This is a genomic window from Microbacterium sp. (assembly GCF_039812165.1).
GTDB lineage: Bacteria > Actinomycetota > Actinomycetes > Actinomycetales > Microbacteriaceae > Microbacterium.
Window position 1 is genome coordinate 1 of the sequence record NZ_JBDIAB010000114.1, and the last position, 9,771, is coordinate 9,771.

General features: G+C 71.1%; 8 protein-coding genes. 2 read left to right on the forward strand and 6 right to left on the reverse strand.

Features of this window, described 5'->3' with window-relative positions; genetic code table 11:
- From WML84_RS09745 to WML84_RS09765, 5 genes are all read right to left on the reverse strand, one after another.
- Positions 1-522: ROK family protein (locus WML84_RS09745; protein WP_347345949.1), on the reverse strand; the 522-nt coding region annotated here is incomplete at its 3' end.
- Positions 522-1,358: a carbohydrate ABC transporter permease gene (locus WML84_RS09750; protein ID WP_347345950.1), complete on the reverse strand. Its 837-nt coding sequence runs from the start codon at positions 1,356-1,358 to the stop codon at positions 522-524. The genes WML84_RS09745 and WML84_RS09750, both read right to left, overlap by 1 nt.
- Positions 1,355-2,299 carry a sugar ABC transporter permease gene (locus WML84_RS09755; RefSeq protein WP_347345951.1) on the reverse strand — a complete coding sequence of 315 codons (945 nt, stop codon included), beginning with the start codon at positions 2,297-2,299 and terminating at the stop codon, positions 1,355-1,357. The genes WML84_RS09750 and WML84_RS09755 overlap by 4 nt, the downstream gene beginning before the upstream one ends.
- A gap of 83 nt (positions 2,300-2,382) precedes the next feature.
- Positions 2,383-3,654 carry an extracellular solute-binding protein gene (locus WML84_RS09760; protein WP_347345952.1) on the reverse strand — a complete coding sequence of 424 codons (1,272 nt, stop codon included), beginning with the start codon at positions 3,652-3,654 and terminating at the stop codon, positions 2,383-2,385.
- 70 nt (positions 3,655-3,724) lie between these two features.
- Entirely contained in the window at positions 3,725-4,912 is a 1,188-nt protein-coding gene (locus tag WML84_RS09765; RefSeq protein ID WP_347345953.1) for an ROK family transcriptional regulator, read from the reverse strand.
- Positions 4,913-5,096: 184 nt separating this feature from the next.
- Between WML84_RS09765 and WML84_RS09770 the strand changes: the two genes are divergently transcribed.
- Together WML84_RS09770 and WML84_RS09775 are read left to right on the forward strand one after the other, a co-directional pair.
- Positions 5,097-6,533, forward strand: coding sequence for a L,D-transpeptidase family protein (locus tag WML84_RS09770; RefSeq protein WP_347345954.1), 1,437 nt, complete (start codon positions 5,097-5,099; stop codon positions 6,531-6,533).
- A 265-nt stretch (positions 6,534-6,798) separates the two neighbouring features.
- Complete coding sequence (locus WML84_RS09775) at positions 6,799-7,251, forward strand: GNAT family N-acetyltransferase (RefSeq protein ID WP_347345955.1); 453 nt, start codon at positions 6,799-6,801, stop codon at positions 7,249-7,251.
- A gap of 206 nt (positions 7,252-7,457) precedes the next feature.
- Here the strand turns inward: WML84_RS09775 and WML84_RS09780 are convergent, their stop codons facing one another.
- Positions 7,458-9,677 (reverse strand): NADP-dependent isocitrate dehydrogenase, encoded by a 2,220-nt coding sequence (locus tag WML84_RS09780; protein ID WP_347345956.1) that lies wholly within the window; start codon positions 9,675-9,677, stop codon positions 7,458-7,460.
- Between the last annotated feature and the right edge of the window lie 94 nt (positions 9,678-9,771).

Below are 9,771 nucleotides of genomic sequence, written 5' to 3' on the forward strand. Positions count from 1 at the left end.
CACGATCCCGGCCGCGACCCCGGTGCCGAGGTTGAGGTAGGCGGTCGTGCGCCCGCCGGTCACGCCGCGGAGCGCGGGCGCGTCGTCCCGGAGCGACCCGTCGCGGAGCACCGCGCCGAGGCTCGCCGAGCCGTCCGACCCGTCACCTCGCACGCCCGCCCCGTGGAGGGCCCACGCGCCGAGCGCCGCGGCCTTCACGTCGTTCTCGGCGCGCACGGGCACGCCGAACACGGGGCCGATCGCGGCGGCCAGGTCGAGCTCGGCGACGCCCAGGTTCACCGCGTGCACGACGCGCGCGGTGCCCGGCTCGACCTGCCCGGGCATGCCGATGCCGATCGCGTCGAGGTCGGATGCCGCGACCCGGGCGGCCTCGGCCAGCTCGGCGACGACGTCCATGATCGTCGCGGCGATGGCATCCGGCCCCCACCCGGTGGCGTGGCGCGACCGCGCGACGATGCGGCCGTCGCGGTCGATCGCGACGGCGTCGGTCTTGGTGCCGCCGACGTCGAGCCCGACGCGCATCAGCCCTTCACCGCTCCCGACACGACGCCGCCGGCCATGCGGCCCTGGAGGATCAGGAAGAACACGATCACCGGGATGGCCATGAGCGTCGAGCCCGCCATGACGACCGCCCAGTCGGTCGCCTTGGTCGCCTGCACGAAGCTCCGCAGCCAGATCGGCAGCGTCTCGGACTCGGGGCGCGTCATGATCACGAGCGCGAAGACGAACTCGTTCCACGCCTGGATGAAGGCGAAGATGCTCGTGGAGACCAGCCCGGGCGCGAGGAGCGGGAACGTGATGCGCCAGAACGCCTGGGCGCGGCTGCATCCGTCGATCATGGCCGCCTCCTCGAGGTCGACCGGCACGCCGCCGACGAAGCCGCGCAGCGTCCAGATCGTGAACGGGAGGACCATCGCGATGTACACCGCCGAGAGGCCGATGACGGTGTTGAGGAGGTTCCAGCCGTCGAGCACGCGGAACGTCGACACGATCATCGCCTCGGCCGGGATCATCTGGATGACCAGGATCGAGATGATGAACGCCTTCCGCGAGCGGAAGCGGTAGCGCGACACCGCGATCGAGGCGACGAAGGCGAACACGATGGCCGTCACGACCGTGATGACCGTCACGGCGACCGAGACGCCCAGCGCGGGGAGGAAGTCGTCGAACGCGGTCTGGAAGTTGCGGAGCGTGAACTGGTCAGGCCACAGGTGCGGGGTGGCGGAGCTGGCGGCCGAGCCCGGGAGCAGGGCGGTGTTGACCATCCAGTAGACCGGGAACACGGAGCAGACGATGACGACGAGGGCGGCGAGGTTGAGGAGCACGCGACCGGTCGTGCGTCGTGCGCGCGGGGTCATCGGTCGTCCTCCTTCAGCATCGTGCGGATGTAGTAGGCCGAGATCGCGAGCATGATCGCGACGAGGATCACCGCGATCGCGCCGCCCGCGCCGAGATCGCCCGACGCCATCGAGACGCTGTAGATGTACACGCCGATCGTGTTGGTCTCTGCGCGGACGCCGCCGATCGTCTGCAGCGCGTAGATCTGCGCGAAGACGCGGAGATCCCAGATGATCTGCAGGATCAGCAGCACGATGAGGATCGAGCGGATGTAGGGCACGACGATGAGGCGGAACCGCTGGATCCCGTTCGCGCCGTCGAGCGCCGCCGCCTCGAGCACCTCGTCGGAGACCTGGGTGAGGCCGGCGTAGACCGAGAACGCGACGAACGGCACGGCGCCCCACGTGATGACGATCGCGGCGATCGCGAAGAAGCTGAGCGGGTCGATGAGCCAGCTGTGCCCGGTGAAGTCGGTGCCGGTCAGCCAGGTGAGGAAGTAGTTGACGAGGCCGTACTGCGTGTCGAAGATCCACCCCCAGACGATCGTCGCGGTGAGCGCCGGCATCGCCCAGGCCAGCAGCAGCCCGACCGAGAGCGCGATGCGCATCGCCGGGCGGAGCTTGGTCATCATGACCGCGATCAGGATGCCGAGGGCCATGGTCGCCGCGACGCTGACCGCGCACAACCCGATGCTGCGGGCGAGGACGACCCAGAACTCCGGGTCGGCGAGCACCCGCAGGTAGTTGTCGAGCCCGACGAACTCGGGCGGCCGGCCGAAGATCTGCTCGCGGCCGAACTTCTGGAACGACATGATCACCAGCTGCAGCAGCGGCCAGCCGATGAACACGACGAGCATGATGACCGAGGGCGCCAGCAGCGCAAACGGCACGGCGCTCGCGCGGCGGCGGCGCGGGGCGGCGTCCTGATCGGATGCCGGCGGCGCGATGGTCGTCGTCGCCATCGTCGTCCTCCTTTCTCGAGGTCCTGGGGGCGGGAGCGCGGGGCCGGCTCCCGGACCGGGGTCCGGGAGCCGGCCGAGCGCGATCAGCCGTTGAGGATCGACTCGATCTGGGTGTCGAGCTCCTCGGCCAGCGAGGCGACGTCGCCGCCGCCGGCGATCTTGACGAAGAAGTCCTGCAGCAGGCCCTTCGCCTCGACGTCGGCCCACTTCGGCGAGGCCGGCGTGAGCTTGGCGTTCGCAGCGGCATCCGCGATGATCGCGGCGAGCTCCGGCGTGGCCGCGGCGACCTGGTCGCCGAGCGACGTCTTCGCCGGCACGAGGCCGTTCTCGGCGAGGATCGACTGGTACTCGTCGCTGAGGATGATCTCCAGCGCCTTCTTGGCCAGGTCGACGTTCTTCGACTTCGCGGCGATGCCGATGTTCGAGCCGCCGGCGAAGACCTGGGCGGCGCCGCCGTCCTTGCCGGGGAGGGCGAAGTAGCCGAGCGCATCGGTCAGCGGGGTCGGCTGCTTGTCCTCGTCGGCGACGATCGACCAGTAGGCCCAGCTCGGCGCCGACAGGGTCGCGGCCTGCTCGGTGCGGAACGGCACCCACGCCTCGGTCTCGTCGCCGTCCTTCGCGGCGAGCGACGCCTTGGTCATGAGCTCCTGCACCTGGGCGAGGCCCTCGAGCGACTCGTCGCTGGACAGCTGCGCGTCCCACGTGCCGTCGGCGTCCTGCACGGCGACCTCTCCACCGTTCTCCCACACGAACGGGAGCGCGTTGTACCAGTCCTTGCCGGGGAAGTAGACGCCCGAGACGCCGGGGAGGCTCTGGGCCAGGGTCACGCCGTTCGCGACGTACTCGTCGAGCGTCGTCGGGACCGTCACGCCCGCCTGCTGGTACTGCGCCGTGTTGTAGAACACGACGCGTGCGCCGGAGTAGTACGGCGCCGCGTAGAGGGCGCCGTCGACGCTGCCGGCCTCCACGAAGCCGGGGAGCAGGTCGTCGCCGCCGAGCGCGTCGCGGATGTCGCTGAGGTCGACGAGGGCGCCGGTCGAGGTGAACGCCGCCGCCTGGGTGTTGCCCATCTCGACGATGTCGGGGGTGTCGTTGCTCGACAGGCTCGTGGTGAGCTTGTCGACCAGGCCCGTCCACTGCTGCTCCTCGATGACCAGCGTGCTGCCGGGGTTCTCGTCCTCGAACGTCTTGATGAGGTAGTCGCGGGCGTCCTGCGGGGTGTCGGTGCCGACGAGCCAGACGCGCAGCTCCGCGCCGTCCGACGAACCCTGCTCGCCCGATCCGCCGCCGGCGCAGCCGGCGAGCAGCACGGCGGTGACGCCGACCAGCGCGATGCCTCCGAGTCTCCTGTTCATGGGTGGTTCCTTCTCTCGTGTGTTTTCTCGGTGTGCGGACGGGCCGGCGACCCGCCCGGGGGAACTGATGTCACGACACGCCCAGGCATGCCGACAGGACCATGACGGCGGCGCCCATCAGCACGACGTCCTCGCCGAAGGCGGTCATGCGCACCTCGACGCCGCCGTGGAAGGGCGCCAGCGTCCGAGAGCGGAGCGTCTGGAGCGTGGCGTCGGCGAGCGGGCCCTCGATGAGCTCCGCCGGCCCGGAGAGCACGATCTCGGAGAGGTCGAGCACCCCGACGACGGGGGCCAGGGCGATGCCCAGCCGCTCCCCGGCGTCGCGCAGGATCGCCTCGCGCGCGTCGGGCGCCGCGCTCAGCCGCGCCTGCAGCGCGGGGCCGGAGAGCCAGGCCTCGAGGCATCCGACCTTGCCGCACACGCACGGCGGGCCGCCGTCGGTGCCGACCGTCACGTGGCCGATCTCGCCGGCGGCGAAGTGGCTGCCGCCGAGCGGCTGCCCTCCCGCGAGCAGGCCGGAGCCGACGCCGCGCCCGACGCGCACGAGGAGCACGTCCTCCCCCGCGCCGCCGAAGGTGTACTCGGCGAGCACGGCGGCGTTCGCGTCGTTGGCGACGACGACCGGCAGGCGCAGCCGCAGCGAGAGGATGCCCTGGAGATCCACGTCCGTCCAGCGGAAGTTCGGCGCCACGAGCACGACGCCCTCGTCGTCCACGATGCCGGGCGTGCCGATGCCGACCCCCAGGACCGGGCTGCGGGCCTCGAGCACGAGGTCGCGGGCGAGCGAGGTGATCGCCTCGATCGCGGCGTCGGGGTCGGCGGGCACGCGCACCTCGCGGCGGAGCAGGATCTCGCCGTCGAGGCTCATGACGGCTCCGACGAGGTGGTCGAAGCGCGAGAGGTCGAGGCCGACGATGCAGTGGCCGTCGCGGGCGAGGTCGACGAGGATCGCGGGCTTGCCGGGGCCGGCGGCCTCGCGCGGGCCGTGCTCGGCGACGAGCGCGTCGCCGATCAGCTCGGCGACGAGGTCGGAGATCGTCACGCGCGTGAGGCCGGTCTCGCGGGCGAGGTCGGCACGACTCATGGCGCCCTCGTGGAAGAGGGTCTGGAGCACGAGCGACCGGTTGTGCGCGCGCGCGTGCTCGGGCAGGACCTTCGCGGCGCGGCGCAGGCCGCCGGCGCCGAAGGATCGCGTCGCGAGGGCGGACGCCTCGGCGCCCTGCTTCGCGTTCGCCCGGTTCCTGCTCGATCGGATCATGTTTGTTAGTACACCTTACGAACTAACTTTTCACAAGACCGTCGTACACTTCTGGCGAGACCTTTACCGATTCGTGACAATCGTGCCCGCCGCCGCGACGACGCCGGCCGCCACGATGTCGATGGCGTGTGCGCGGATCCTTTACCATAGGTATGCGCGAATCGCGCCTATCCGGGGGGTGAGTGTGACCGACACGGCCACGAGACAATTGACCGACGACCAATCCGGCGTTCCCGCGTCGCCCGAGGGTCAGCCTGCGCTGCAGTGGGCGCCCGCCGAGCCGACGCCGAAGAAGCGTCGCCTCTGGCTGTGGGTCGGCGTGCCGGCGGGTCTCGTCGTGACCGGTGCGGTCGCGGCATCCCTTCTGCTCATCGCCCCCGGCACCACCGTCGCCGGCGTGCCGGTCGGCTTCCTCACTCCGGGCGCCGCCGCCGACGCGATCGAGTCCCGGCTCGCCGAGACCACGGTCTCGGTCGGCGAGGACGGCACCGTCACCGGCGCACAGCTCGGCGCGTCCGTCGATGCCGGCGCGATCGCCGCCTCGACCTTCGAGGCCCGCCCCATGTGGAACGTCACGCAGTGGTTCGGCGAGCCCGAGGCCGCCGCCGTGACCCTCGACAGCGCGAAGGCCAACGCGGCTCTGAAGACCGCCGCCCCCGCCCTGTTCACCGACCCGACGCCCGCGCAGCTGACCTTCGACGGCACGTCGTACGTCGTCACCCCGTCGGTCGCCGGTCAGGGCGTCGACCTCGACAAGCTGACCGCCGACGTCCAGAGCGGCTTCGACGCCGGGTCCGCGCACATCGCGTTCACCCCGACCGCCGCGCCGGTCGACTCGCTCGTCACGACCGAGAAGGCCACCGCGACCGCCGGCACCCTCAACGCCATGCTCGACACGGTCGGCTTCTACGTCGGCACGGAGCGCACCGTCCCGATCGACCGCGCGTTCGCGGCGAGCTGGCTCACGCTCGGCACCGACAAGACCGGCGCGTTCACGATCACGGCCGACCCGGCCGCGATCCAGCAGTCGGTCGACGCCCTCCCCCCGCTGGTCAACCGCGACCCGCAGAACGGCACGGTCGTCACCAACTCGGCGGGCGAGGTGCTCGAGACCCTCACCGAGGGCCTCGACGGCCGCACGCTCGGCGACACGTCGGGCGTCGCGAAGGACTTCGCCGCCCAGCTCGCCGGCGGCAAGGCCGCCTACCAGCTGCCGGTGTCGTCCGTCGCGCCGACCACGGCCACCCTGCACCGCGAGATCGAGGTCAACCTCAGCGAGCAGATGCTCTACATGAAGGAGAACGGCGCCGTCGTCGACTCCTGGTACATCTCGAGCGGCCGCTCCGGCGGAGCCGAGACCGAGGCCGGCACCTTCGCCGTCAACTGGCACGTCCGTTCGCAGACCATGCGCGGCGTCGGCATGGACAGCGGCGTGCCCTACGAGGTGCCCAACGTCGAGTGGGTCATGTACTTCAACGGCGACCAGGCCTTCCACGGCGTGTACTGGCACAGCAACTTCGGCCGGCAAAGCAGCAACGGCTGCGTCGGCATGCCGAACTGGCGCGCCGAGCAGCTCTACTACTGGGCGGCGGACGGCGTCGACGTCTGGACGCACTACTGATCGATCGATCGTGAACGGGCCCCCGGGGACTTCCCCGGGGGCCCGTTCACGTCGGTGGCGGGCGGCCGAGCGCGGCCGTTCGTCGGAGATCTGCACATCGTCGGAGGATGCCGCGCCGCAGCGTCCGACGCTGTGCCGATCTCCGACGACGCGCCGCGGCGGCGATCGAGCGCGCAGATTTCGGTCCCGTGAACGGCGGTCGACTCTTGGGCACAGTGTGTCCGTTCCGGGTGCCGGTGCGCCCAACGGCAGGTAGCCTGGAGGTATGTCTGACCTGCGCCTCGTGGAACTGTCCGCCGCGACGATCGTCGCGGTCAACGCCATGTCGCTCAAGCCGGGCCAGGAGCAGTTCCTCGCGCCGACGAGCTACGCGGTGGCCGCCGCCGTCATCAACCCGGCGACGGCGTGGCAGCGCGTCGTGCTGGACGACAACGAGGTCGTCGGGTTCGTGAGCGCGAACTTCGACCTCGAGGCCCCGCAGGAGCACTTCCGCTCGGTGCTGTGGCGCATCAACGTCGACGCCGACGACCAGCGCCGCGGCGTCGGCCGGTTCGCGATCGAGAACCTCCTCGCCGAGGCCCGCCGCCGCGGCATGGACCACGTCGACGTCATCTACGAGGCCGGCGAGGGCGGCCCCGAGGCGTTCTTCCGCCGCGTCGGCTTCGTGCCGGTCGGCGAGACCGAGTTCGGCGAGGTCATCGCCGAGGTCCGCCTCTAGCCTTCCCTCTCTGCGGACGCGGGCGCCGTCGCTCGCGCATCGCCGCTCGTCCCGGCATCCGGATCCGCCGACTCACTGTCCGCCCGTCGAGTCCTCGTGCCCGAGCACAGTGACCGGGCGGCGGAGCAGTGACTCGCGAGTTCGGGAAGCGCAGGCAGATGACGAGGGGGCGGATGCCGTGGCATCCGCCCCCTCGTCGTCGCGGGTCAGACCAGGGCGTCGATGATCTCGTTGAACGTCTCGGACGGGCGCATGACGACCGCGACCTTGACCTGGTCGGGGCGGTAGTAGCCGCCGATGTCGGCCGGCGAGCCCTGCACCGCGAGGAGCTCGTCGACGATCTGCGCCTCGTGCGCGGCGAGCGCCTCGGCCACCGGAGCGAAGACGGCCGCGAGGTCGCCGTCCTCCTGCTGCGCGGCGAGCTCCTGCGCCCAGTACAGGGCGAGGTAGAAGTGGCTGCCGCGGTTGTCGATCGTGCCGAGCCTGCGGCCCGGCGACCGGTCGTTCTCTAGGAAGGCGCCGGTCGCGGCATCCAGCGTGTCGGCGAGCACCTTCGCCTTGGCGTTGCCGGTGAACTCCGCGAAGTGCTCCAGCGACGCGGCGAGGGCGAAGAACTCGCCCAGCGAGTCCCAGCGCAGGTAGTCCTCGGCGACGAGCTGCTGCACGTGCTTGGGCGCCGACCCGCCCGCGCCGGTCTCGAAGAGGCCGCCGCCGGCCAGGAGCGGCACGATCGAGAGCATCTTGGCGCTCGTGCCCACCTCGAGGATCGGGAACAGGTCGGTGAGGTAGTCGCGCAGCACGTTGCCGGTGACCGAGATGGTGTCCTCGCCCTTGCGGAGCCGGTCGAGCGAGTACTGCGTGGCCGCCGCGGGGGCGAGGATCTCGATCGTGAGTCCCTCGGTGTCGTGCTCGCCGAGATACTCGCGGACCTTCGCGATGAGGGTCGCGTCGTGCGCGCGCGACTCGTCGAGCCAGAACACCGCGGGGGCGCCGGTCGCGCGGGCGCGCGTGACGGCGAGCTTGACCCAGTCGCGGATCGCGACGTCCTTGGTCTGGGTGGCGCGCCAGATGTCGCCGGCCCGCACGTCGTGCTCGATCAGCACGCCGCCGGCCTCGTCCACGATCTGCACGACGCCGGGTGCGGCGATCTCGAAGGTCTTGTCGTGGCTGCCGTACTCCTCGGCGGCCTGGGCCATGAGCCCCACGTTCGGGACGGTGCCGATCGTGGCGGGGTCGAGCGGGCCCTGGGCGATGACGTCCTCGATGACGGTCTGGTACACGCCCGCGTACGAGGAGTCGGGGATGACCGCGAGGGTGTCGTCCTCGCCGCCGTCGACGCCCCACAGGCGCCCGCCGTTGCGGATGAGGGCCGGCATCGAGGCATCCACGATCACGTCGGACGGCACGTGCAGGTTCGTGATGCCGCGGTCGGAGTTCACGTACGAGAGGCGGGGCCCGCGCGCGAGGTCGGCGGTGATGGCCGCCGCGATCTCGTCGCCGCCGTCGACGTCGGCGAGGCCCGCGAGGATCGCGCCGAGCCCGTCGTTCGGGGTCAGGCCCGCCGCGGCGATCGCGTCGCCGTAGCGGTCGAACACGTCGGCGAAGTAGGCCTTCACGACGTGGCCGAAGATGATCGGGTCGCTCACCTTCATCATCGTGGCCTTGAGGTGCACCGAGTACAGCACGTCGTCGGCCGCGGCGGCGGCGATCGTGTCGGCGAGGAACGCGTCGAGCGCGGCCGCCGACAGGAACGTCGCGTCGATCACCTCGCCGGGCACGACCTTCAGGCCGGTCTTGAGCGGGGTGACCGTGCCGTCGGCGGTGACGTGACGGATCGTGAGCATGTCGTCGGCGGCGATGACCACCGACTTCTCGTTCGAGCGGAAGTCGTCGTGGCCCATCGTGGCGACGCGCGTCTTCGATCCGTCGGCGAACGGCTTGTTGCGGTGCGGGTGCTTGCGGGCGTAGTTCTTCACCGACAGCGGCGCACGACGGTCGCTGTTGCCCTCGCGGAGCACCGGGTTGACCGCCGAGCCCTTGATGCGGTCGTAGCGTGCGCGGACGTCCTTGTCGGCATCCGTCGTCGCCTCGTCCGGGTAGTCGGGCACGTCGAAGCCGTCGGCCTGCAGCTCGGCGATGGCCGCCTTGAGCTGGGGGATGGATGCCGAGATGTTCGGCAGCTTGATGATGTTCGCCTCGGGGGTCTTCGCCAGCTCGCCGAGCTCGGCCAGCGCGTCGCCGACCTGCTGCGCGTTGGCGAGCCGCTCCGGGAAGGCGGCCAGGATGCGCCCCGCGAGCGAGATGTCGCGCGTCTCGACGGTCACGCCGGCCTGCCCGGTGACGGCCTGGACGATCGGCAGGAAGGAGGCCGTCGCGAGCGCCGGAGCCTCGTCGGTGTAGGTGTAGATGATTGTGGACTCGGTCACCTGTCGAAACTCCCGTTCGCGTCGTCGTTCGGTCGCTATCAAGATACCCCGGCCGGCTCCGGCACGCCCGCCCGCGCGGTCCGCCGACCGCCCC

What these genes read in the sequence shown, in the direction of transcription:
- WML84_RS09750 (WP_347345950.1), bottom strand. Translation starts at nt 1,358, where the DNA reads ATGACCCCGCGCGCACGACGCACGACCGGTCGCGTGCTCCTCAACCTC.
- WML84_RS09755 (WP_347345951.1), bottom strand. Translation starts at nt 2,299, where the DNA reads ATGGCGACGACGACCATCGCGCCGCCGGCATCCGATCAGGACGCCGCC.
- WML84_RS09760 (WP_347345952.1), bottom strand. Translation starts at nt 3,654, where the DNA reads ATGAACAGGAGACTCGGAGGCATCGCGCTGGTCGGCGTCACCGCCGTG.
- WML84_RS09765 (WP_347345953.1), bottom strand. Translation starts at nt 4,912, where the DNA reads ATGATCCGATCGAGCAGGAACCGGGCGAACGCGAAGCAGGGCGCCGAG.
- WML84_RS09775 (WP_347345955.1), top strand. Translation starts at nt 6,799, where the DNA reads ATGTCTGACCTGCGCCTCGTGGAACTGTCCGCCGCGACGATCGTCGCG.